The 24073-nt window shown below is 71.3% G+C and carries 16 protein-coding genes; 10 read left to right on the top strand and 6 right to left on the bottom strand.

Translation table 11 applies throughout. The annotated features are described in order from the left end of the window. Positions 1-139: 139 nt before the first annotated feature. The 6 genes from AB0E90_RS09735 (at position 140) to AB0E90_RS09760 (ending at position 7070) form a co-directional block, all read left to right on the top strand. The gene (locus tag AB0E90_RS09735; protein ID WP_360402113.1) at positions 140-1450 is read left to right on the top strand and encodes an extracellular solute-binding protein; all 1311 of its coding nucleotides are present in this window, start codon (positions 140-142) and stop codon (positions 1448-1450) included. Between the two features lie 64 nt (positions 1451-1514). Continuing rightward, the gene (locus tag AB0E90_RS09740) at positions 1515-2462 is read left to right on the top strand and encodes a sugar ABC transporter permease (protein ID WP_360402116.1); all 948 of its coding nucleotides are present in this window, start codon (positions 1515-1517) and stop codon (positions 2460-2462) included. A gap of 2 nt (positions 2463-2464) precedes the next feature. Further along, positions 2465-3367, top strand: a complete 903-nt coding sequence (locus AB0E90_RS09745) for a carbohydrate ABC transporter permease (protein ID WP_360402119.1) — start codon at positions 2465-2467, stop codon at positions 3365-3367. Positions 3368-3390: 23 nt separating this feature from the next. After that, positions 3391-4404 (top strand): LacI family DNA-binding transcriptional regulator, encoded by a 1014-nt coding sequence (locus tag AB0E90_RS09750; RefSeq protein ID WP_360402122.1) that lies wholly within the window; start codon positions 3391-3393, stop codon positions 4402-4404. An 84-nt stretch (positions 4405-4488) separates the two neighbouring features. After that, positions 4489-5595, top strand: coding sequence for a glycosyl hydrolase 53 family protein (locus tag AB0E90_RS09755; protein WP_360402125.1), 1107 nt, complete (start codon positions 4489-4491; stop codon positions 5593-5595). Between the two features lie 113 nt (positions 5596-5708). Next, positions 5709-7070 carry an NAD(P)/FAD-dependent oxidoreductase gene (locus AB0E90_RS09760; RefSeq protein ID WP_360402128.1) on the top strand — a complete coding sequence of 454 codons (1362 nt, stop codon included), beginning with the start codon at positions 5709-5711 and terminating at the stop codon, positions 7068-7070. 2 nt (positions 7071-7072) lie between these two features. Here AB0E90_RS09760 and AB0E90_RS09765 read toward each other — a convergent pair whose 3' ends face one another. The 3 genes from AB0E90_RS09765 to AB0E90_RS09775 all read right to left on the bottom strand — a co-directional run bounded on the left by AB0E90_RS09765 (position 7073) and on the right by AB0E90_RS09775 (position 10668). Then, positions 7073-9088 (bottom strand): multicopper oxidase family protein, encoded by a 2016-nt coding sequence (locus AB0E90_RS09765; RefSeq protein ID WP_360402131.1) that lies wholly within the window; start codon positions 9086-9088, stop codon positions 7073-7075. Continuing rightward, positions 9085-9573: a DUF6220 domain-containing protein gene (locus tag AB0E90_RS09770; RefSeq protein WP_360402134.1), complete on the bottom strand. Its 489-nt coding sequence runs from the start codon at positions 9571-9573 to the stop codon at positions 9085-9087. Before AB0E90_RS09770 ends, AB0E90_RS09765 begins: the two co-directional genes overlap by 4 nt. A 129-nt stretch (positions 9574-9702) precedes the next feature. After that, positions 9703-10668 (bottom strand): carboxymuconolactone decarboxylase family protein, encoded by a 966-nt coding sequence (locus AB0E90_RS09775; RefSeq protein ID WP_360402137.1) that lies wholly within the window; start codon positions 10666-10668, stop codon positions 9703-9705. 145 nt (positions 10669-10813) lie between these two features. Between AB0E90_RS09775 and AB0E90_RS09780 the strand changes: the two genes are divergently transcribed. Together AB0E90_RS09780 and AB0E90_RS09785 are read left to right on the top strand one after the other, a co-directional pair. Continuing rightward, on the top strand, positions 10814-11938 hold the full coding sequence (locus AB0E90_RS09780) for a sensor histidine kinase (RefSeq protein ID WP_360402140.1): 1125 nt from the start codon (positions 10814-10816) through the stop codon (positions 11936-11938). Further along, positions 11935-12597 carry a response regulator transcription factor gene (locus tag AB0E90_RS09785; protein ID WP_360402143.1) on the top strand — a complete coding sequence of 221 codons (663 nt, stop codon included), beginning with the start codon at positions 11935-11937 and terminating at the stop codon, positions 12595-12597. Before AB0E90_RS09780 ends, AB0E90_RS09785 begins: the two co-directional genes overlap by 4 nt. Here the strand turns inward: AB0E90_RS09785 and AB0E90_RS09790 are convergent. From AB0E90_RS09790 to AB0E90_RS09800, 3 genes are all read right to left on the bottom strand, one after another. Next, positions 12568-17382 carry a DUF4011 domain-containing protein gene (locus tag AB0E90_RS09790; protein WP_360402146.1) on the bottom strand — a complete coding sequence of 1605 codons (4815 nt, stop codon included), beginning with the start codon at positions 17380-17382 and terminating at the stop codon, positions 12568-12570. The genes AB0E90_RS09785 and AB0E90_RS09790 overlap by 30 nt on opposite strands. A 128-nt stretch (positions 17383-17510) precedes the next feature. Next, positions 17511-19703: an MMPL family transporter gene (locus AB0E90_RS09795; protein ID WP_360402149.1), complete on the bottom strand. Its 2193-nt coding sequence runs from the start codon at positions 19701-19703 to the stop codon at positions 17511-17513. A 15-nt stretch (positions 19704-19718) separates the two neighbouring features. After that, a complete protein-coding gene (locus AB0E90_RS09800; RefSeq protein WP_360402152.1) occupies positions 19719-20288 on the bottom strand; it encodes a helix-turn-helix domain-containing protein in 570 nt (189 codons plus the stop codon). A 258-nt stretch (positions 20289-20546) separates the two neighbouring features. On the opposite strand from AB0E90_RS09800, the gene AB0E90_RS09805 reads away from it, so the two are divergent. Continuing rightward, complete coding sequence (locus tag AB0E90_RS09805) at positions 20547-22739, top strand: MMPL family transporter (RefSeq protein ID WP_360402155.1); 2193 nt, start codon at positions 20547-20549, stop codon at positions 22737-22739. A 121-nt stretch (positions 22740-22860) separates the two neighbouring features. Then, on the top strand, positions 22861-24045 hold the full coding sequence (locus tag AB0E90_RS09810) for a helix-turn-helix domain-containing protein (RefSeq protein WP_360402158.1): 1185 nt from the start codon (positions 22861-22863) through the stop codon (positions 24043-24045). The last annotated feature ends 28 nt before the right edge of the window (positions 24046-24073 follow it).

Genomic DNA, 24073 nt, shown 5'->3' on the forward strand with positions numbered 1-24073 from the left:
AACGGGCTGGACGCAAGCACTTGACAACCACGAAAACTCGCAGCACTGTAACCGGTCACAGGTCCTGTTCGGTGACGCACGTCTCCCCCGGCAGCGACCCCGGCCGCACCCACCCCGGCCGGCCGATCGAGGAGGATCGTTGAAAAAGACACTCGTTGGCGTTCTCGCCGCCACCCTTTTGATGACCAGCGCCGCCTGCTCCAGCTCCGACGACAAGGACAGCGGCAGCACCGCCGCCAAGCCCGGCGAGAAGGTCGAACTGACCTACTGGGCCTGGGCGCCGAACATGGACAAGGTCGTCGAGGGCTGGAACACCGCCCACCCCGACATCCACGTCACCGTCAACAAGCAGGACGGCGGCGACCCGGCCGTCACCAAGCTGCTCACCGCGATCAAGGCCGGCAGCGGCGCGCCCGACGTGATGCAGGCCGAATACCAGAAGATCCCGACCCTGGTCTCGGCGAACGCGCTCGCCGACATCGCCAAGGAGTCGGGCAGCCTGAAGTCGAAGTTCCCCGACTCGGCCTGGAACGCGGTCACCCTCGGCGGCGAGGCGCTCTACGGCGTGCCGCAGGACTCCGGCCCGATGATGTTCTACTACCGCACCGACGTCTTCGAGAAGCTGGGCCTGCAGGCTCCGAAGACCTGGGACGACTACGCCGCGGCCGCTCGCAAGATCCACGCCGCGAACAAGAAGCAGTACCTCGGCACCTTCTCCGCGACCGACGCGGGCTGGTTCGCCGGTCTGTCGCAGCAGGCGGGCGCGTCCTGGTGGGGCATCAACGGCGACACCTGGTCGGTCGCGATCAACGACGCCGCCACGCAGAAGGTCGCCGGCTACTGGGGCGGCCTGGTGCAGGAGGGCGTCATCGACAACAAGCCGATGTACACCCCGGACTGGAACGCCGCGCTCAACGACGGCACCCAGGTCGGCTGGACCAGCTCGGTCTGGGGCCCCGGCGTGCTGCAGGACAACGCCGCCAGCACCAAGGGCAAGTGGAAGGCCACCCTGCTCCCGCAGTGGGACGCCGCGGCGCCGGCCAACGGCAACTGGGGCGGCTCGGCCACCAGCGTCACCAGCCAGAGCAAGCACAAGGCCGAGGCCGCGCAGTTCATCGCCTGGCTCAACACCGACCCGGCCGGCATCAAGGCCCTGGCCGGCACCGCCAACGTCTACCCGGCCGGCGTCGACTCGTCGGCCGCGCTGACCACGCCGCCGGCGTTCATGTCGAACCAGACCGATTTCTACTCGGTCGCGGCCGAAGCTGCCAAGATCACTAAGCCGTTCACCTACGGCCCGAACGTCAACGTGGCCTACAGCAGCTACAACGACGCCTTCGGCAAGGCGGCCGCGTCGAAGAAGGTCGCGGACTTCACCGCCGCCCTCAGCACGATGCAGTCGACCACCGTCGGCGACATGAAGAACACCGGCTTCAAGGTCGCCGGCTGATCAACCCCTGATGCGGCGCGGCCACAGCCGCGCCGCATCCCAGCACGACAGAAGGTGACGGCCCGTGTCGGCGCTTCCCACCCCATCCCGTACGCCGAGGACGGCAACCCGCCGTGGCGGGCGCGCCGCCGCACCGTACTCGTTCCTCGCTCCCGCTCTGATTCTGTTCGCGGCGTTCCTGGCCGCGCCGATCGTCTACGCGGGCTACCTGAGCCTGCGCCGGGTCAAGGTCAGCGGCCTCGGGCTCGGCGCCGGCGCACGCACCGAGATCTGGGCCGGCCTGAGCAACTACAGTCGCTCGCTCTCCGACCCCGACTTCCTGCCCAGCGTCTACCGGATCGGCGCCTACGGCCTGATCGTGGTGCCCACCATGCTCGGGATGGCCCTGCTCATGGCGCTGCTGCTGGACGCCGGCCGCACCCGGGTCGGCACCTTTACCCGTACCTCAATCTTCCTGCCCTATGCCGTACCGGCCGTGATCAGCTCGTTGCTCTGGGGTTTTCTCTATCTGCCCCGGGTCAGCCCGTTCACCGACCTGGCGCACGCCCTCGGATTCGAGCCGCCCGAGGTGCTCACCGGCTCGTGGACGCTGTGGGCGGTCGCCAACATCGCGGTCTGGGGTGGCACCGGCTTCAACATGATCGTCATCTACACCGCGCTGCGAGCGATCCCGACCGACCTGTTCGAGGCGGCCCGCCTCGACGGCGCGAGTGACAAGCAGATCGCCTGGCGCATCAAGATCCCGGTCATCCTGCCCAGCCTGATCATGACGTTCGTGTTCTCGCTGATCGCGACGCTGCAGGTCTTCGCCGAGCCGATGACGCTCAAGCCGCTCAGCAACACGATCTCCAGCACCTGGACGCCGCTGATGAAGGTCTACCGGGACGCCTTCGTCCGCAACGACATCTACTCCGCCGCCGCCACCTCGGTGATCATCGCGGTCGCCACCTTCGCCGTGTCCTTCGGGTTCCTCAAGCTCGTCGGGAACCGGGCCTTCAACCAGGAGGACTGACAATGACCATCTCCACCGTCGTGCCGGTCGTTCCGGCCACCGCCCAGCCCAAGGCCACCGTCCGGCAGAAAGGCAACCGCAAGAACAGCACCCTCGCGACCGTTCTGCTGCTGCTCGGCGCGCTCTACTGCCTGTTCCCGGTGCTGTGGGTGCTGATCGCCTCGACGAAGAGCTCCGGCGAGTTGTTCTCCACCTTCACCCTGTCGCCCAGCACCCACCTGTTCGACAACATCGGCGACCTGTTCTCCTACCGGGGCGGGCTCTACTGGCGCTGGATGGCCAACACCGTGGTGTACGCAGGGGTCGGCTCGGCCGTCTCCACACTCATCTCGGCGATGGCCGGCTTCGCCCTCGCCAAGTACGACTTCCCCGGCAAGAAATTCGTGTTCAACGTGATCCTGGCCGGGGTGCTGGTGCCCGGCGTCATCCTGGCCATCCCGCAGTACCTGCTGCTGGCCAAGGTCGGCCTGACCAACACGTACTGGTCGGTGCTGCTGCCCAGCATGATCGCCCCGTACGGGATCTATCTCTCCCGGATCTTCGCGGCCGCGACCATTCCGACCGAGGTCCTCGAGGCGGCCCGGATCGACGGCGCCGGCGACTGGCGCACCTTCGGCCGGGTGGTGCTGCCGATGATGCGATCGGGCCTGGTCACGGTGTTCCTGTTCCAGTTCGTGGCGATCTGGAACAACTTCATGCTGCCCTACATCATGCTCGGCGACGACCATCTGTACCCGATCACCGTGGGCCTGTCCGGACTGCTGAACCAGGGCGCCAGCCAGCCCGCGATGTACATCACGGTGGTCACCGGGGCGCTGATCTCGATCATCCCGCTGATCGCGCTCTTCCTCAGCCTGCAGCGCTACTGGCGGGTGGACCTGGGCGCGGGAGCGGTGAAGGCGTGATGGCGCAGTCTATAGTCCCGAACGTGCGAAAGCGGCCCACCATCCGCGACGTGGCGCGCGAGGCCGGGGTCTCCTACGCGACCGTCTCCCGCGTTCTGAACGGGCGGGAATGGGTCAGCCCCGAAGCCGTCCGCGTCGTGCGCGAGGCCATCGCCCGGACCGGTTACACGGCGAACCCGCACGCCCGCTCGCTGGCCACCGGCAAGTCCGGGTCGATCGCGTTCCTGCTCACCGAGCCGCAGCACCTGCTCTTCGAGGACCCCAACTTCTCGGTGCTGCTGCGCGGCGTCGCTCAGGCGCTGAGCGATCGCGAGCTGACGCTGATCCTGATGATCGCGTCGACCCCGGAGGAGCGGACCCGCACCATCGCCTACCTCTCCGGCGGGCACGTCGACGGGGTGCTGCTGGTGTCGCCGCACTCGGGCGACCCGCTGCTGTCGCACCTGGTGCAGGCCGAGGTGCCGATCGTGGCATGCGGCCGGGTCCTCGGCTATGAGCAGCAGATCAGCTCGGTGATGGCCGACGACCGCTCCGGCGGGCGCTCGGCGGTCGAGCACCTGATCGCGGTCGGCTGCAAGAAGATCGCCACGATCACCGGCCCGCAGGACACCGCGGGCGGGGTCGACCGGCTGCAGGGCTACACCGAGGCGCTGATGGCGCACGGCCTGCCGGTCGAGCCGGCCCGGATCGTGCACGGCGACTGGGGCCGGGTCAGCGGCGCCACCGCCATGCGGCAGCTCCTCGAACAGGCCCCCGACCTGGACGGGGTGTTCGCCGCCTCGGACGCGATGGCGGCCGGCACCCTGCCGGTGCTGCGTGACGCCGGCCGGGACGTGCCCGGTGACGTGCGCGTCATCGGCTTCGACGACTCCGGGCTGGCGGCCACGACCGATCCACCGCTCACCACGGTCCGGCATCCCCTTGACCGGATCAGCGACGAAATGGTCCGTCTCCTCACGGACGTCATCAACGGGCGTACCCCCTTGTCGATCACCGTGCCGACGTCACTGGTGATCCGGGAGTCCTCGCCCGCCTGAGGCCAGCATGTCCGGCGGCGTAGCCACCAGCGCATCCGGACATGCCGGAAATGTACGGCAAACCCTATCCCCCAAGGAGGGTTCATGAAACCGTCCCTCAGAGTGGTAGCGGCCGCGCTCGTCCTCGCGGTCCCGCTGGCGCTCTCCGCCACCCCCGCCCACGCGGCGAACACCCTCACCATGCTCGGTGCGGACGTGTCCACGCTGCAGCGCAGCCTCGACCTCGGGGCGAAGTACTACAACAAGGCCGGCACCGCCGCCGACCCGTACGACATCCTCAAGGCGGCCGGCGCCAACTACATGCGCCTGCGTGTCTGGAACAACCCGGCCAGCGGCTACAACAACAAGGCCAAGGTTCTGCAACAAGCGAAGGCGATCAAGGCCAAGGGCCTCAAGCTGCTGATCGACTTCCACTACTCGGACACCTGGGCCGACCCGGGCAAGCAGTACCCGCCGGCCGCCTGGTCGTCGCACTCCCTCGCGCAGATGCAGACCGACGTCTACAACTACACCTACGACGTGTGCACCGCGCTCAAGTCGCAGGGCACCACGCCGGACAGCGTGCAGATCGGCAACGAGATCAACGTCGGCATGCTGTGGCCCAACGGCAAGGTCACCAACAGCAACTTCGCGCCGCTCGCCTCGCTGCTCAAGCAGGGTTACAACGCGACCAAGGCCTGCAACTCGGGCACCCAGGTGATGATCCACACCGCCGACGCGGACAGCGACGCCAACGCCCGCTGGTTCTACGACGGCATCAAGGCGCAGGGCGTCACCTGGGACGTGACCGCACTGTCCTACTACTGCATGTGGCACGGCAGTCTTTCTAATCTTTACAACGTGCTTGTCGACGTGAAGTCCCGCTACGGCAAGCCGGTGGTGATCGCCGAGACGGCGTACCAGTTCACCACCGCCAACGCCGACAGCCAGTCGAACTCGATACCCGGCACCGTGCTCTGCGACGGCCAGCCGGCCAGCTGGGCCGGGCAGGCGACCGAGTTCACGTACGTGCAGAACACCGCACGTAACGCCGGCGCGGTGGGCGTCTTCTACTGGGAGCCCACCTGGTACGCGATCGCCGGCAACGGCTGGGACCCGGCCAACATCAACGGCACCGGCGACGGCTGGGACAACATGGCGGTCTTCGACTGGACCGGCCACGTGAACCCGAACATCGTCTGGGCTCCCTAAACGCGGACGGGGCCCGGCGTGATGTTTCTCGCCGGGCCCTTTACCGTGCTCACCGTCACGGCATAATCACCCGGATCGGGGCGCTGTAAAGAACGCACGAGATGGGAGCAACAATGCATCGTGTCGTCGTCATCGGCGCCGGTTTCGGCGGTCTCTTCGCCATCAAGGCATTGAAGAACGCCCCGGTCGAGATCACTCTGATCAACGGCACCGCGTACCACCTCTTCCAGCCCCTGCTCTACCAGGTGGCCACCGGCATCCTCAGCGAGGGCGAGATCGCGCCGCCGATCCGCGAGGTGCTGAAGAAGCAGAAGAACGTCGACGTACGCCTGGGCTGGGCCCGTGAGATCGACGTCGAGAACAAGATCGTCAAGGTGGACGGTCCCGGCATCGACTACGAGGTCGGGTACGACACGCTGATCGTCGCGGCCGGCGCCGCCCAGTCCTACTTCGGCAACGACGGCTTCGCCGACAACGCCCCCGGCATGAAGAGCATCGACGACGCGCTCGAGCTGCGCGCCCGCATCTTCGGCGCGTTCGAGATCGCCGACCTGCACACCGAGCCGGAGGACATCGAGCGCTGGCTCACCTTCGTGGTGGTCGGGGCCGGCCCGACCGGCGTGGAGATGGCCGGCCAGATCGCCGAGCTGGCCCACCGCACCCTGCCCGGCCAGTACAAGCACATCGACCCGCGGGAGGCCCGGATCATCCTGGTCGACGCGCTGCCCGCGGTCCTCAACACGTTCGGCGACCACCTGTCCACCCGGGCCCTGCGCCAGCTGCACCTGCTCGGCGTCGAGGTCGAGCTGAACACCAAGGTGGTGGGGGTCGACCCCACCGGCATCGAGGTGGACAGCGAGCGCGGCCACCAGCGCATCGGCTCGATGACGAAGGTCTGGGCGGCCGGGGTGTCCGCTCCCCCGCTGGCCCGCAAGATCGCCGAGAAGACCGGCTCGAAGACCGACCGGTCCGGCCGGATCTTCGTGGAGAAGGACCTGACCGTGCCCGGGCACCCGGAGATCTTCGTGCTCGGCGACATGATGAACCTCAACGACGAGCACGGCAATCAGCTGCCCGGGGTCGCCCAGGTCGCCATCCAGGGCGGCCGGTACGCCGCGAAGGCGATCAAGAACCGCCTCGAGAGCAAGCCGGCCGGCAAGCCCTTCAAGTACTTCGACAAGGGCAGCCTCGCCACCATCTCCCGGTTCTCCGCCGTGGCCAGCATCGGCAAGCTGCGGCTGGACGGTTTCCCGGCCTGGGTGATCTGGGTCGCGGTGCACCTGCTCTACCTGGTCGGCTTCAAGAACCGGGTGACCGCGGTGATGCACTGGGCGGTCAGCTTCATCGGCCGCGGCCGCTCCGAGCGGGTGTCCACCGTGCAGCAGGCGTTCGCCCGGCGGGCCATCCACGAGTACGGCGACCCGTTCGAGCGGACCCGCCTGGAGGCGATCGTCGCCGAGAAGTACCGCGAATAGTTTCACCCGGTCACCACCAGGTGCAGCATCATCCCGGCGTCGGCGTGCGGCAGGTTGTGGCAATGGTTGGCCCAGGTCCCGGGGCTGTCGGCCCGGAAGGTGACCTCCCAGACGTCACCGGGCCGCACGTCGAACGAGTCCAGCCACAACGGGCTGCCACGCGCCGCGGTGCCGTTGCGAGACAGCACCAGAACATGAAAACCATGAAGATGCCACGGGTGTACGCCGAGGGAGCGGTTGACGATCGTGAACTTGACCGTGTCACCACGTCCTACCACCTGGTTGGGAATGTCGGGGTAGGCCGCTCCGCCGACCGTGTGGGCATAGCGCGGCACCAGGCCACGCAGGTCGAGGCCGCGGTCCAGCACGAGCGTGAACGCCCGGTCGGCCCCGGCCCAGGGCGCCGGCGCGGGTGAGCCGTAGGCGAGCGGATCCAGCACCGGCCAGGTGTCCGTCGCGGCCGTGACCGCCCCGGTCGAGTAGACCGGGCGGCCGTCGACGAGCAGCGCGATCGGCGTGGCGGGCGCGGTCAGAGTGAGGTCGTAGCGCCCGCCGGCCGGGATCGCCACCGCGGTCCCGCTCAGGTCGGTCGGGCCACGCAGGTCGACGCCGTCGATCGCGGCGACCCGGAACGGCGCGCCGGCCACGGCGTACCGATGCGTGGTGTTGTCGGTGTTGATCAGCCGCAGCCGCACCGGGGAGCCCGCGCCGACCCGGTCCGAAGCCGCCGCGGGCAGCGGATGGCCGGCCAGCGTGTGCACCGCGATGACCCGGTCCACCCCGGCAGCAGCCGCCGGCCGCACCACGAACGCGCCGTAGAGGCCCATCCGCACACCCTCCGACGTGGCCTCGTGGGTGTGGTACCAGTAGGTCCCGGCCTGGTCGGCGCGGAAGCGGTAGACGAACTCCTGCCCCGGCAACACCGCGTCCTGGGTCACCCCCGGCACCCCGTCCTGACTGTTCGGCACGTCGTAGCCGTGCCAGTGCAGCGTGACGCCCGCCCCGACGTCCCGGTTGCGCAGCGTCACCTCAACGACGTCGCCGACGGTAACGGCCAGCTCCGGCCCGGGCACCTGCCCGTTGAACGCCCACGCCCGCACGGCCGCCCCGTCCACCGTGACCGTGGCGGTTCCGGCGGTCAGGGTGAAACGCTTGGTCGGCTCCCCCACCGCCAGGGCGACGGGATAAACATGACGATGGGGTACGCCGGGGGCCGCCCCCGGCGCAACACTGAGCCCGACGCCGGCCACCAGCGCCGCGCCCGCCACCGCAAGGATCGCCCGGGAGACACCCGCCCCCGGCCGCGGCCCGACCAGGCGCCAGGTAACCGCGGTAGCGGCCGCAACCGCGGCAACCGCCAGCAGCCCGACGCCCACCGAAGCCGGATAGCCGTGCAACACCGTCACGAGCAGGGCAGCAGTCTCGGCATAGCCGGCGAAGAGCAGCGCAACAGCAACCGAGCGAATGTCCCGCGGACCCGCCGGCACAGGCAGCGCAGCGTCTCGCTGCGGCAGCGGTGCGGCTTCAGACGCCCCCGCCCCTCCCTCCGGACGCGGTGCCGTTCCGAGCATCGCCGCCCTTCCCACCCGGAACGGCGCTTCGAGCGCTCCCGCCCCTCCCACCGGAAGCGGCGCCTCAGCCACCCCCGGTTCTCGCGCCGGAAGCGGTGTTTCACGCGCCCCAGCCCCTCGCGCCGGAAGCGGTGCCGCTTCAGGTGCCGCCGGAGTTCGCGTCGCTCGCGGCCATCTGGGCCGGAGCAGCCCCGCGACGGCGGCGGCGATCGCGGCGAGCGAGAGCGGGCCGGCGATCAGCACCTTCTCCGCCGCGAACCACCAGCCGGCCCGGGCGAGCGCTATCACCGTGACCGCGCGGGCGAGCGTGGCCAGCAACGCACCGGCCGCCAGGGCCGGCGCCACCCGGCTGCGTCCGGCGGCAGCCGCCCCGCCGGCGCCGAGCCAGCCGGCCGCCGCCAGGACCGCGATCAGCAGGTCGGCGATGATCAGCGAGCCGGTGGTCATCGCGAACCCTCACCGGCGGCCTGCGCAGGCATCTCGTGCGGGTGCCGCGCGGCGTCCGCGCTCAGCCCGCCCGGTTCCGCCGCCGGGCGGCCCAGCTGCTGCGCGGCGCGGAGCACTCCCACCACGACGTGCACCGCGATGATGCCGTTGACCGCGTGCAGGCCGCCGATGATCAGGCCGACCGTGGTGCTGCCGCCGGAATCATCGGTGAGCCCGGAGGCCAGCGCGGCCAGCAGCACCTGCAGGACGACCAGGCCGAGCGGCAGGGCGGCCATCCCGATGACCCGGCCCGGCGCCCGGGCCAGGGCGGCGAACACGATCGTGAGAATCGTCAGGACCGGGATCACGGCCATCCCGTTGATGCTGTGCAGCGCGTACGAGCCGTCCCCGGCGGGTTTGGTGAACGCGCCCACCGCGGCGAACACGAACTGCAGGGCGAACGCGACCAGAAGCAGGCCGCTGACGATGACGAAGGCCTTGCGCATGATGTCCGTCCTAACGAAAGTTTGGTCAACGTGGCCAGGTCGGCAGCGCCCGGTGCCGGTTTCCTTGGACCGGGCCACGAAGGGCCACGCCCCGGGAACCGCCCGCCCACGGCCAGGTTGAGATCGGGTTCAGTGGTGAGCCGGGTCGAGTGCCCGGGCGACGTGATCGGTGGCCGTGATCGCGCCGTAGGCGACGAGCCGGACGAGATCGGCGTCAGCCGGCCGGGAGAGCCGCCACAGACCGACGTCACCCCGGGTGATCGAGGCGGGCGCGAACGCGGCGAGCAGCGCGATCCGGGCGCCGACCCGATCGGCCGGCGGCAGATCGCGCACCAGGTCGGCGGCCCACTCGGCCGGCCGCTCCGGATGCTGCCCGTTCTCCCAGCCCACCGTGCCGGTCACGGTCTCCCGGCCCAGCTCGCTCAGCAGTTCCCCACCCCGGCAGGCGGCGTTGCGCAGCGACGCGTACGCCACCCCGGCCGGGCTGTCCCCGGCCCAGGCCGGCGGCGGCGCGGCCGCGATCAGCCGCAGACCGCGGCCCGGTGGCCGGGGTTCCCGGACCGCCCGCGCATAGAGGCGCCCACCGGCCGAGCGCACCGCCGGGAACCGCTGCAGCCCGCCGGGCAGCAGATCCGGGGCGAGCAGCGCGGACACGATCCGGTTGATGAAGTGGAAGGCGAGCAGGGTGCCGGTGATCTCCGGCCGGTACGGCCCGGGGCGGCGGCCGGCCGCAGCCCACCGGGCGAGCTCGGCGTGCCGCGGCTCAGCGGGTGTGCCACCTGCGGCGATGACCTCGGCCAGGCCGGGCTCGCCCAGCGCGTGCAACATCGTGACGTGCGCGTCGAGGCAGAACCGGCACCGGTTGGCCCGGGACACCGAGGCGGCGACGACCTCGCGGTCGACCCGGTCGGTGTCGCCGGCGAGCAGCGCCTCGCGCATCAGCGCCCAGGTCGCCGCCAGCAGCTCCGGCATCGGTGAGAGCGCCTGGAAGGTGGGCATCGGCCCGAGGAAGTCCTCGCGCAGTTGCCGGTAGACCTCGGCGACGAGGCCGGTCGCTGCCCTCGCCGGGGCCGGCGTGAAGAAGCGGTATGTCATGGCGTCGATGCTGGTCGCCGCCGGGCGGGAAAGCGTCCAGCCGGCGCAGGCACCTGGGGAGGGCACCGGCACAACCCCTGATGTACGTCCATCTACTGCGGAGGTTGGATGCCCGGCCTCGGCCGCTCGTCCTACAGTGCGAGTCATGCGTCCGGATCTGCCCTACGCCCTCGCCGGCGTCACCCTCGGCGCCCTGCTGCTCGGCAACGCGGCGGTCGCCCCCGACGCGGCCGCGGTCCACCCGCTCGACCTCCTGCTGGTGCTGGTCATGACGGCGGCGGTGGCGGTGTCCCGGCGCTTCCCGGTGCCGGCGCTGGCCGTGGTCACGGTGTCCATGCTGGCCGTGCACGTCCGGGTGCACGCCGGGGTGGCCGCCGCGTTCCCGGTGCTCGGCATGGTCTGCCTGGCCGCGTGGCGCGACCACCGGTTGCCCGCGCGCCTGGCCAGCGTGCTGTTCCTGACCGGATTCCTGGCCCGGGACATCTCGGCGGCGCCGCCCGGCCGCCCCGGTCAGGTGCTGGTCGAGCGCACCTCGCTGCTGCTGGGCTGGTTCGTCGCGGTCAACGTCGCGGCGCTGGTGGCCCGGCAGCATCGGGCCTACCTCCGGGAGGCCGAGGAGCGGGCGGCCGAGGCGGAGCGCACCCGCGAGGAGATGGCGCTGCGCCGGGCCGGCGAGGAGCGGCTGCGTATCGCCCGCGACCTGCACGACTCGCTGACCCACAGCATCTCGGTGGTCAAGGTGCAGGCCGGCATCGCGGTGCACCTGGCCCGCAAGGCCGGCGACGAGCCCTCCCCCGCGCTGCTCGCGATCCAGGAGGCGAGCAGCGCCGCGATGCGCGAGCTGCGCGAGACGCTCGACGTGCTCCGCGCGCCGGACGCCGACCGGCTCGGCCTGGGCCGGGTCGGCGAGCTGGCCGACCGCACCCGGGCGGCGGGAGTGCCGGTGCGGGTCAGCGTCTCGGGCGAGCCACCCGAGCTGCCCGAGGAGGTCGACCAGGCCGGCTACCGGGTGGTCCAGGAGGCGCTGACCAACATCGCCCGGCACGCCGGCCCGGCCACCGCCGAGGTCCGGGTCGAGTACGCCCCGGCGCTGCTGACCGTCTCGGTGACCGACGACGGCCGGACGCCGGCGACCGGGTCGCCGACACCGGGCGTCGGGTTGCGTGGGATGCGGGAACGGGTCACCGGGCTGGGCGGCACCCTGGATGCCGCCCACCGCGACGGCGGCGGGTTCGCCGTGCTCGCCCGGTTCCCCCTGGAGAAAGCGTGATCAACGTCCTGCTGGTCGACGACCAGGCGCTGATGCGGGCTGGCTTCCGGGCACTGCTCGACGCCGAGGACGACCTGACGGTGGTGGGCGAGGCCGCGGACGGCGGCGCCGCGGTCGTGCTGGCCCGCCGGCTGCGGCCCGACGTGGTGCTGATGGACGTGCAGATGCCGGGGCTCGACGGCATCGAGGCCACCCGGCGCATCGCGGCCGACCCCGGCCTCGACGGCGTACGCGTCCTGATCCTCACCAACTTCGGACTGGACTCCTACGTCTTCGCGGCGCTGCGGGCGGGCGCCAGCGGCTTCCTGCTCAAGGACGCCGACCCGGCCGACCTGTTGCAGGCCATCGCCGTGGTGGCGCGCGGGGACGCGCTGCTCGCCCCGTCGGTCACCCGTACCCTGATCAGCGAGTTCGTCACCGGCCCGCCGCCGGCCGACCCGGCCGCCGGGCGGGACGCGCTGACCGCCCGCGAGCAGGAGCTCGTCCAGCTGGTGGCGCGCGGGCTGAGCAACGACGAGCTCGCCGGCCGAATGGTGATCAGCCCGCTCACGGTGAAGACGCACATCAACCGGGCGATGGCGAAGCTGCACTGCCGCGACCGCGCCCAGCTGGTCGTCTGGGCGTACGAGTCAGGCCTGGTCGCGCCCCGACACCGGTGAGATGTCCTCCATCCTGGGCTCCACCAGGACGTGACCGATGGGGCGGTGGGTGACGCCGCCCCAGGCCCGGCCGGGCAGCCGGTCGAAGCCGGGGGCCGGGTCGGCCAGCGCGCGCTGGATCGCGCCGAGCAGCCGGCCGGCTTCCTGCTGCTGGTTGGCGTACCAGGCGGTGGACCACACCCGGTGCAGGTGCCAGCCGAGCTCGGACAACTCCTTCTCGCGCAGGCGGTCGCGGTCGCGGGCGGCGCCGACCTGCCGGTAGCCGGGGCCGTCGAACTCGATGCCCAGCGCGTACACCTCGTCCGGGTGTTCGGGGTGCAGGATGCCGAGGTCGACCCAGTGGCCGGAGGCGCCGATCTGCCGGCGGACGTTGAATCCCCAGCCGGTGATCGTGGTCAGCACCGATTCCTCGAAGGCCGACATCCCCTCCCGGTCGGTGGCGTCCTTGCCCAGCGTGGCCGCGTCCCGCTCGGCGTACTCCAAAAATGCCTTGAGGTGGCGAATGCTCTCGTTGCCCATGTCCGGCACGTCGGAGGCGTGGATCGAGGAGACCACCTCGATCCGCTGGCGGCCGCGGGTGATCGCCACGTTCAGCCGCCGCCAGCCCTTCGGCCGGTTGAGCACGCCGAAGTTCGTGCTGATCTTGTCGTTCTCGTCGTAGCCGTAGCCGACCGACATGATGATCACGTCGCGGACGTCGCCCTGCACCGCCTCCAGGCTCTTGACGAAGAAGCCGTTGAGCCGGTCCGAGTCGTCCAGCAGGTGTTCCAGGTCGGGGCGCTCGGAGATCATCCGCTGGACCGCGTTGTCGACCGCGTCGGCCTGCGCCACCGACAGCGTGACCACGCCGAGCGACCGGCCCGGCCGGTGGGTGAGGTGATGCAGCACCCGGGCGGCGACCGCGTCGGCCTCGATCGGGTTGTCCGAGCTGGTCAGCCGGTGATAGATGCCGTCCACCGGATAGAGCTGCACGCCGTGGTCGGGTTCCCGGGCGTACGCGCGGGGCAGGCTGACCAGATCGCCGCCGTAGTAGGCCAGGTTGGCGAAGGCGAACAGCGCCTCGTGCCGGCTGCGGTGGTGCCAGTCCAGCTCCAGCGTGGTGAACGTCTGCTTGGCCAGGTCGAGGATCGACGGGAAGTCGGTCACGTCGTCCTCGACGCGGTCGTAGAACGTGGTCGGTGGCAGCTGCCGCTCGTCGCCGACCACGATGAGCGCGTCCCCGCGGTACACGCAGTTGATCGCGTCGGCCGTGGTGACCTGGGAGGCCTCGTCGATGATCACGACGTCGAACTCGATCTCCGGCGGGAGCAGCCGGCTCACCGCGAGCGGCGACATCAGGAAGCACGGCTTGAGCGCCTGCACCGCGTGCCGGGCCTGGGCGATCAGGTCGCGGACGGCAAGATGGCCGGTGCGCTTGCTGCCCTCCCGGCGGATCAGGGCGGGTTCGCCGGTGGTGGCCGCGGAGGGGCGGCGGGCCTCGACGGCGTAGACGATGTCGGCCAGGGCGGCCGAGCCGAGCTCGGCGTCGAGCAGCTTGAACACCTCGACGAGGTGGCCGCGCTCCTCGGCGTCGGTCGGCATGAGGCCGGGGTCGTCCCGGATGACCGCGTCGGCCCAGCCGCGGTAGAGCGCCTTCTCCAGCACCGGCCAGATCTGCTCGGCCGCCGTCTGGTGGTCGGCGCAGTATTCCAGCGCGTCCTTGAGCCCGAAGGAGTCGATCACGTCGCGGGCATCGGAGTGGACGAACCACTCGTCCTGCCCGTCGGTGTCGTGGATCAGCTCCAGGAGCAGGTCGCGGGCGCTGTCGTAGTCGCCGAGGTGGGTGGTCAGCTCGATCCGCCGGTCCGCGCCGAACGCGGCCAGCACCTGCTCGCGGGCCTGTTCCCAGCCGGCCACCGCGGCCGACAGCCCGTCGCTGGGGGCCGCCTCGGCGATGGCGTCCGCCTGGTCCGGGGTGAGCGCGGCGTCGTGCCCGGTGTGGATACGGCGGGCCTCGGCGGTCCACGCGACGATCTCGTTCATCAGATCGTCGTTGGTCTTGGTGCCCCGGTAGATCGAGCCGAGAACGGCGGCGTGCGGCCCGGCGCTCGACCAGATGGCGGCCTCGGCGTCGACGGCGGCCTGGCGCTGTTGGGCGATGTCGACGGCCTCGGCGAGGGTGAGGTCGCCGCGCCCGGTCGGCCCGCCGTAGGCACGCAGCATCTCGGCGGCGGCCCGCAGCGGGGAGATGTGCGCGCGCATCCAGATGACGGCGTCCTGCACGGCGCCCTCGCCGAGTTCGGGCCGGGGCGCGCGGGCCGGTGGCTCGCGCAACGTGGTGCGGAACCGGTCGAACTCGTCGCGGGCCTCGTTGACGATGCGCAGCAGCGCGCTGTTCGGCCGGGCCGCGGTGACGTGCACGACGACGGCGGCGAGCGCCTCCGGCGGGGTCTCCCGGATCACCTCGTCCGCGTTGTGCAGCGCCTCCTGCACGGCTGCGAAGTCGGTGTCGAGGCCGTCCCAGTGCCGGCCGAGGATCTCGGCGTGCTCGTCGGACATCTCGTCCAGGTGGTCGAGGGCGGCCTTCCAGTTCGCCGCGTCCTCCACGTTGGCCAGCGCTTCCTCCGGCTTCACCTCGGGCAGCGCGGCCTCGATCGCGGCCTTCTTGTCGCGCCGGTAGGTGCGCAGCAGCCGGCGCGGGCCGCGCTGGTTGTTGAGCCGGTCGGCCATCTCCTCGATCGGCTCGTTCAGCACGCCCTCGTCGAAGTGGCGGCGGGCCTGCGCCTCGGCGGCCTGGACCGCCTCGACGGCGCGGCGCAGCGAGCGTACGGCGGCATGCGCGGCGGCCATCCCGCCCTCGGCAAACCAGACGGCCTCCGGCTTGGCGTCCCGGGAGATCAGCTCGGCGATCTTGATGACCCGGTTGGAGTCGGCGAAGGAGACCACGTTGGGCAGGCCGAGCCGGGCGGTGACCCGGTCGAGGCTCTCCTGCCGGATCTCGAGCCGGTCGGCCTCCTCGGCGAACTTGTTGGCCAGGTGCTCGGCCTGCGCGGCGTTCAGCGGGTTCAGGTCGAGCGCCGGCGGCGTCAGGCCCAGGTCGGGCACCGAGGTCAGCTCGGCGGCGGACGGCAGCTCGGCCCACGGGATGCCGCCGTAGCGCAGCGCGGCCAGGTGCTTGGTGAGGTCCTCGGCCGCCTCCTGCACCGGGGCGAGGCTGACCGCGACCAGCCACTCCGGGACAATCGTGGCCGGGCGATGGCCGGCGTGCGCAGCCAGCGCGGCGAGGGTGCCGGCCCCGGCCGGTTCGTGCAGGTCGAACGCGTCGGCGAGCACCGAGTTCGCGATCACCGTCTCGGCCAGCTGGCCGAGGGCGGCCATCGCGGCGCGCAGCCGGCCCTCCATCGGATCCCGCTCGGTCGCGTCCCGCCACAGGTAGCTCTCGCTGCGCAGCCGGCCGAGCCGGCCGACGGCGTCGCGGATCTGGAGCATGGCATCCGGCGTCAGCTCGGCGGGGATCTCGCGCGGCACCGGCGCGGCCGGCACGTCCTGCAGGGTGGAACACACCCCGATGATCTCGTGCAGGGTCCGGCCGAGCGGCGGACGCATGCGATTGAGGCTTTCCGCGTACGACGTGAGCCGTTCCCGCCGCTCCCGCACCGCGCGCCGGTCGATCGGGTCCATCGCGGCCAGCGGCGCCGGGTCGGTGTCGAGCGCCTCGGACAGCGCCGCGGCCACCTCCCGCCGGCCGGTCAGGTCGCTGTGCAGCGGCAGCAGGTAGTTGCCGAGCCCGGATTCGGACAGCCGGCGGTGCACGGTGTCCAGCGCGGCCGCCTTCTCGGAGACGACCAGGACGCGTTTGCCCGCGTGCAGCAGGCAGCCGACGATGTTGGCGATCGTCTGGGACTTGCCGGTGCCGGGCGCGCCGTCGAGCACGAAGCTGTGCCCGGCCACCGCGGCGGCCACGCAGGCCCGCTGGGAGGCGTCCGCGTCCAGCAGCAGCGGCACGTCCTCGGCCGGCACGATCTCGTCGATCCGGTCGACCGAGATCGGGTCGAAGGCGAACGTCCGGTCGGCGTCCCGGGTGGCCAGGGCCCGCACGATCGGGTGCTCGGCGATGTGCGGCTCGCTCTCCACCAGGTCGGCGTGGATCGACTCGCGGTGCACGCCGAACATCGAGAGCAGCACGGTCTCGTCGGCGTACCACCCGGGCCGCTCGCCGATGGCCACGTCGATGTGCGCCCACAGCACCGTGACGTCGAGCTCGCTGAGCGCCGACACCGCGGGCAGCTCGATGTCGTGCGGCTCCATCCGCAGCGCGAGGGCCGGGTTGACGATCGGGTCGTCGGGGCGGGCGCGCAGCACCGGCCCGGCCGGGTCGATCTCCACCGGGACCAGCAGGATCGGGCTCTGGTGCAGGGTGTTGCGCTCGTCGGTCCAGTGCAGCATGCCGATCGCCAGGTAGAGCGAGCTGACGCCGCGGTCGATCATCTCCTGCCGGGACCGGCGGTAGAACCGGTGCAGCATCGCCCCGAGGTCGTGCTCGGCGAGCGGGGTGCGCAGGATCGGCCGGCTCTCGTCCTCGCCGTCATCGCCGGGGAAGCCGAACGCGCCGTCCTCCTGGAGCACCTTGAGGATGCTCTTGGGCGACGGCCCGGTGATCTCCACCGCGTCCGAGGGGGTTCGGCCGAAGTTGAGCAGGCGGTTGGCGTCCGTGAGGTCGACGAGTCCCGAGCGCCACGTTTCCAGCGCAGCCCGGACCGCGCCGTCGGGTTGCTCGCTCAGTTCCGCTGCATGATCCGGCCGCATGCCTCAATTCCAGCAAGTTCGCCCGCTTCCGTCCGGATATTCGCCGTATAGCTCATGATCGGCTCGGGAGCGGGCAAACTTGGGTCTGTCCTGCCGATCGCGCGCGAGCGAGGCGAGACAGACCCAACTCACCTCGTTGGAGCCGGCTCACCCTCGGCTGAGGCGGCCGGGCTGGCCGGGCGGCGCTCCAGGGCGATGCCCTCGACGTCCAGCTCGGGCAGCTTCGACAGCCACTTCGGGAACCACCAGGCGGCCCGGCCCATCAGCGCGATGGCGGCCGGGATGGCCACCATCCGCACCACCAGGGCGTCGAACAGGATGCCCATGGCCAAGGCGAACGCGATCGGCTTGATCGTGTCGTTGCCCTGCGGCACGAAGCCGGCGAAGACCGAGAACATGATTGTCGCGGCCGCGACGACCACCGGGGCGGCGTGCCGGAACCCGCTGACCACGGCCTGCCGGGGCTCGGCGCCGTGGGCGTGCGCCTCGTGCATCCGCGACACCAGGAACACCATGTAGTCCATCGCCAGGCCGAACAGGATGCCGACGATGATGATCGGCGACAGGCTCAGCAGCGGGCCGTTGACCTTGGCGTTGACCACGAAGTCCAGCCAGCCCCACTGGAAGACCGCGACCGTGGCGCCGAACGAGGCGCCGACCGTGAGCAGGAAGCCGAGCACACCGACCACCGGCACCAGGATCGACCGGAAGACCAGCACCAGCAGCACGAACGCGAGGCCGACCACGAGGACCAGATAGATCGGCAGGGCGTCGTCGAGCTTCTGCGACACGTCGATGCTGATGGCCGTCTGGCCGGTGACGTAGACCTTGGCGTCCGGGCCGTCGCTGATCTTGTCCCGGATCGCGTGCACCAGGTCGACGGTCTGGTCGTCCTCGGGGCCGCTCTTCGGGATGATCGTGATGAGGGCCGCGGTGCCCTTCGCGTCCGGCTGCGGGGCGGTCGCCACCAGCACGCCGGGCAGGGCGCTGACCTGCTGGCGCACGGTCGCCGCGTAGGCGGTCGACCCGGAGCCGTCGACCAGGACCAGCAGCGGGCCGGCGAAGCCGGGGCCGAACCGCTCGGCGATGATCGTGTCGGCGTTGGCCTGGGTGCTGCCCGGGACCTCCTTGAGGATCAGCGAGGTCTGCATCTTGGTGACCGGGATGGCGATCACGCCGAGCGCGGCCACCGCGAGGAGCAGGCTGGCCCAGCGCTTGGTCGAGACCGTCTGGGCCCAGCCCTTGAAGAATCCGCGGCCGGCCTCGTCCTCGGTCTTCTCGATCGGCGGGGCGTTGCGGAGCTTCCGCGGCAGCGCCTTGCGCCCGATCATGCCGAGGATCGCCGGGACCAGGGTGATCGCGACCAGCACCGCGATCACGATGGTGCCCGCCGCGGCCAGGCCCATCTGGGTGAGGAACGGGATGCCGGCGACCGACAGGCCGGACAGGGCGATCACCACGGTCAGGCCGGCCGTCACCACCGCCGAACCGGCGGTGCCGACCGCCATCGCCGCCGCTTCCTGCACCTCCAGGCCGCGCCGCAACTCCTGTCGGAACCGGGTGATGATGAACAGCGCGTAGTCGATGCCGACGGCGAGGCCGAGCATGATGGCCAGGATCGAGGTGGTCGACTGCAGCTCGACGAAGCCGGTCAGGGTGAAGATGCCGGCCGCGCCGATGCCGACCCCGACGATCGCGGTCAGCAGGTTCATGCCCGCCGCGATCAGCGAGCCGTAGGTCAGGGCGAGCACGAGCAGGGCGACGACCACGCCGAGGCCCTCGGCCGGGCCGCCGACGTCGGCGCCGGACTCCTTGGACGCCTCGCCGCGCACCTCCACGGTCAGGCCGCCGCTGCGGGCGTCGGTGACCGCGCTGACCAGCGCCTCCCGCTCGTCGGTGGTGATCTCCTCGGCCTGTACGCCGTAGGTGACCGTGCTGTACGCCGCCGTCTGGTCCTGCGACACGATCGGCGACTGGGGATCGAGCGGGTTGCTGGCCGAGACCACGCCCGGCAGCCTGCCCAGCAGCGCGACGGTCTTGGCGACCTGGGCCGCGTTCTGCTGCTCGGTGATCTTGCCGCCGGCCGGGGCCTCGAACACGACCTGCGCGGTGGCGCCGGCCGACGCGTCGCCGAAGCGCTGCTTCATCAGGTCGAGCGCGGTCGTGGACTCCTGGCCCGGGATCGAGAAGGTGTTGACGGTCGGCCCGGAGAGGGTGGCCGCGCCGACGCCGACCGCAACCAGCGCGAGCAGCCAGATGACCGTCACGAGGACCTTGTGCCGCACGGCGGACAGGCCGAGGCGATGCAGCAGGGTTGCCATGAGGGAGTCCCTTGCCTAGTTGTTCGGGCGCTCGTGACCGAGCGCGTCGTAGCTGACCTCGACGATGTCGGCGAGGGCGGCGGGGGTGAGCTTGTCGTGCATGGCCACGGTGGTGACGGCGAGCGCGCCCAGCGCGCCGACTATCCGCACCAGGCGCGGCATGTCGTGCTCGGCGACGCATTCCGGGGCGGCGACGCCGAAGGCCGCGAAGACCGCTTCGCCGGTCTCGTGCAACGCCTCACCGTCCGGGGCGCTCATCAGGCCGCTGAGCAGCAGTGCGACCGCGCCCGGGCGTTCCATGGCGAGCCGGGCGACACCGGTGATGACGATGCGGTCGCGCGCCGGGCCGACCGGCAGGGCGCCGGCCTCGGCGGCGATCACGCGCAGGTCGGCCAGGGCCCGCTCGATCACCGCGGCCTGGAGCGCTTCCTTGGACGGGAAGCGGTGCAGCAGGCCGGTCTTGGAGTAGCCGACCGCGTCGGCCACGCGTTGGATCGACGTCTCCTTGAAGCCGTGCCGCGCGAACAGCGTGGCGGCGGTCTCCAGGATCTCGTCCTCGATCTGCTGCTTCGTCAGACGCGGCATGCGGACCAGCCTAGACGGAGATGGACCAACTCGGTCGGTAAAGGACCGTGTCGGTCCTCACACGATTGTCCGGGTAAGCCCTGAGTGTTTCTCGGGGTCAGCCGCCCGATTTGTCGATCTTATCCGGCATCCTGTCGCCCATCCGACGACTCGCGCCCGATGACCGGATCCGGGGGCGACCGGGGTCCGACCCGGATGTTCCCAGCTCGCGCCCTGCATACCTTCAGTTTCGACACAGGAACCGATGAGGGAGCCCCGATGGCCAAACGGCCGATGACGGTACGCATGGCGCGCTGGAGCGCCGAACACCCGTGGCGCGCGATCGCGCTCTGGGTGGTTTTCGTGGCGGTGTGCTTCGTCGGCGGCAACGCGGCCGGGACGCACGAGGCGACCGCGTCGGACGATGCCATCGGCGAGTCCGGCCAGGCCTACGTGATGATCGACGACGGCAAGTTCGCCGACGAGCCGGCCGTCGACAACGTTCTGATCACCGCGCGCTCCGGCGCGCTGGACAAGCAGGCCGCGAACGCTGCGGCGAAAGACGCCGCCGCCAGGCTGGGCAGCGTCACCGGCGTCGCGAAGGTCGGCGAGCCGATCCCGGCCACCGACGGCACCGCGCTGCTCGTGCCGATCACCATGTCCGGCGACCCGGACACCGCCTCGGACCGGGTCGAGCCGCTGCGCGCGATCACCGCCGAGGTGCAGGCGGCCCACCCGGATCTGCGGATCGAACAGGTCGGCGGGCCGTCGATCATGAAGGCGCTCGACGACACCCTCGGCGACGACTTCCAGAAGGCCGAGATCCTCAGCCTCCCGGTCACGCTGTTCATCCTGATCCTCGCGTTCGGCGCGCTGATCGCGGCCGGCGTGCCGCTGCTGCTCGCGCTCTCCTCGGTCGCGGCCGCGATGGGCCTCTCCACGCTCGCCTCGCACCTGGTGCCGATGGGCGACGCGACCAGCAGCGTGATCCTGCTGATCGGCATGGCGGTGGGCATCGACTACTCGCTGTTCTACGTGCGCCGGGAACGGGAGGAACGGGCCCGCGGGCGCAGTCACGTGGACGCGGTGGAGATCGCCGCCGAGACCTCCGGCCACGCCGTCGTGGTCTCCGGCACCGCGGTGATCATCGCGATGGCCGGTCTGTTCCTGGCCGGTGACTCCACCTTCTCGTCGCTCGCCACCGGCTCGATCCTGGTCGTCGCGGTCGCCGTGATCGGCTCGCTGACCGTGCTCCCGGCCCTGCTGGCCAAGCTCGGCCGCTGGGTGGACCGCCCGCGGGTGCCGCTGATCTGGCGCCTCACGGCCAACCGGGGCGACTCCCGGGTCTGGCGCAAGCTGCTCAGCCCGGCACTCAAGAAGCCCGCGATCACGCTCCTGGTCAGCGTCCTCGCCCTGCTGGCCCTGGCCGCCCCGGCGCTCGGGATGAAGCTCAAATTCCCGGGCACCGAGGACCTGCCGCGCACCACGCCGGCGATGCAGGCGTACGACCGGCTGACCGCCGCGTACCCCAGCAACGGCACCAACCACCAGGTGGTCGTGCAGGCGCCGGCCGGGCAGGCCGGCACCGTCAAGGCGGCGCTGACCGGGCTGGCCGCGAGCACGCAGGGCGACCCGCTGTTCGCGAAGCTCGAGGCGGACGGCCCGAAGATCGACGTCTCGGCCGACGGCACGGTGGCGGTGCTCGATCTGGCGACGCCGTTCAGCGCCCGCAGCGACCAGGCCGCGGACAGCCTGCACGAGCTGCGGCAGAACCTGGTCCCGGCGGCCCTGAACGGCATTCCCGGCGCGAAGTACGCGGTCGGCGGCGGTGTCGCCGAGAACGAGGACTACGCCAAGCACATCTGGCACACCCTGCCGATCGTGGCCGGCTTCGTGCTGATCCTGACGTTCCTGGTGATGGCGTGGACGTTCCGCTCGGTCGTGGTCGCGCTGACCTCGATCGCGCTGAACCTGCTCTCCGCCGGCGCGGCGTACGGCCTGCTCGTCCTGGTCTTCCAGCGCAGCTGGGCGGAGGACCTGCTCGGCTTCACCTCGACCGGCGCGATCGTCACCTGGCTGCCGATGTTCCTGTTCGTGGTCCTGTTCGGGTTGTCGATGGACTACCACGTCTTCGTGGTGAGCCGGATCCGCGAGGCGGTCGGCCGGGGCCTGTCCACCCGGGAGGCGGTCGCCGAGGGCATCGTCGGCTCGGCCGGCACGGTCAGCAGCGCCGCCATCGTGATGGTCGCGGTCTTCTCGATCTTCGCGACGCTGAGCACGATCGACATGAAGCAACTGGGCGTCGGCCTGGCCGCGGCGATCCTGCTGGACGCGACGATCATCCGGGCCGTGGTGCTGCCGTCGGTGATGACACTGCTCGGTCCGGCGAACTGGTGGGCGCCGCGTTTCATGCGGCCGCGCACGCAGACCGAGGAAAGCGAGGAGCGCAAGCCCGAGCTTGTGGGGGTATAAGCGATACGAACGGCGGACCGCTCCCATGTGGAGCGGTCCGCCCGTTTTTTGTAGCCTTTGTCAGCTGCGACGGCTGTTACCTTCCAGTAACGTATCTGGAACAAGAGAGGGCGGCCCCCACATGCCCGTTGACTCCTCCCTCACCGGCACGGTCGCGGCACTCGTGGCCGAGCTGGCCACCGACGCCGACCTGGTCGACGACGTCGTGGCGTCGGCGCGTGCCAACTTCCCCGAGGTGGCCCGGCTGCCCTGGGCGGAGAGCCGCCGGCACGTGGCCGCCCTGCTCGCCGCCGGCTTCACCGCGTTCGCCCGGGCCCTGGCCGAGGGCGACTTCGGCCCCGACCTCGACTTCAGCGAGGCGCGCCGGTTCGGGGCCGAGCGGGCCGCGCTCGGGGTGCCGGTCGCCGGCCTGCTCGCCGGCGTCCACGGCGGCCGCAGCCGCCTGCTGGAGATCGCCATCAACCGCGGCCGCGAGGCCGACATCCCCTACGACGAGCTGCTGCAGGCGCTGCTGAAGCTGGACAAGTACGGCACCGACCTGGAACGCCACGTGATGGACGGCTACCGCGAGGCGGAACGCGACCTCAACCGCGACGACCGCACCGCCCGCATCCGGGTGCTGCGCCGCCTGCTGCTCGACGACGACGGCGGTCCGACCGCGCCCGAGGAGGATCCGGCCCGGTTCGGCCTGCACGACGGCGGCACCTATCACTGCGTGCTCTCCGACGTGGCCGACCCGACCCGGGTGCGGGCCCTCGAGCAGGCGTTCGCCCGGTGCGGCGGTGTCCTCGCCCCGGTCGGCGGCCGGCTCAGCGGCCTCACCCCGCGCCTGCCCGGCAGCCGCGCCCTCGACCCCGGCGTCCTGGTCGTGACCACCCCGCCGGTCACTCTCGACCAGGCCCGCGCCGCCTACAAGCTGGGCCGCACGGCTCTGCACGCCGCCCGGTCACGGGAGTCCACCGGCGTCTGCGACGTGGTCGAGCTGGCCGGCGAGACGGCGCTGGCGGCCCAGCCGATGCTCGCCGCGTTCCTGAGCGAGGGCCTGCTGGGCGCGCTCTCCCCCGCCGACGACTTCCACCGCGAGCTGGTCGGGACCGCCCTCGCCTATCTCGACCACGGCCAGCGGCTCGACCTGACCGCCGGCTCGCTGCACCTGCACCCCAACACGGTGCGTTACCGGCTGCGCCGCCTGCAGGACCTCACCGGCTTCGGCACCCCGGCCGAGGGCCTGCCGGTGCTGGAGACGGTGCGCTGGTGGTGGGCGCTGAGCACCTGGTCACACCACCCGGCCGACCCGAACGCCTGAGGTTTCCTCGCGGAGACGACGTCGCGGG

The organism is Actinoplanes sp. NPDC026619 (genome assembly GCF_040638295.1).
Classification (GTDB): domain Bacteria; phylum Actinomycetota; class Actinomycetes; order Mycobacteriales; family Micromonosporaceae; genus Actinoplanes.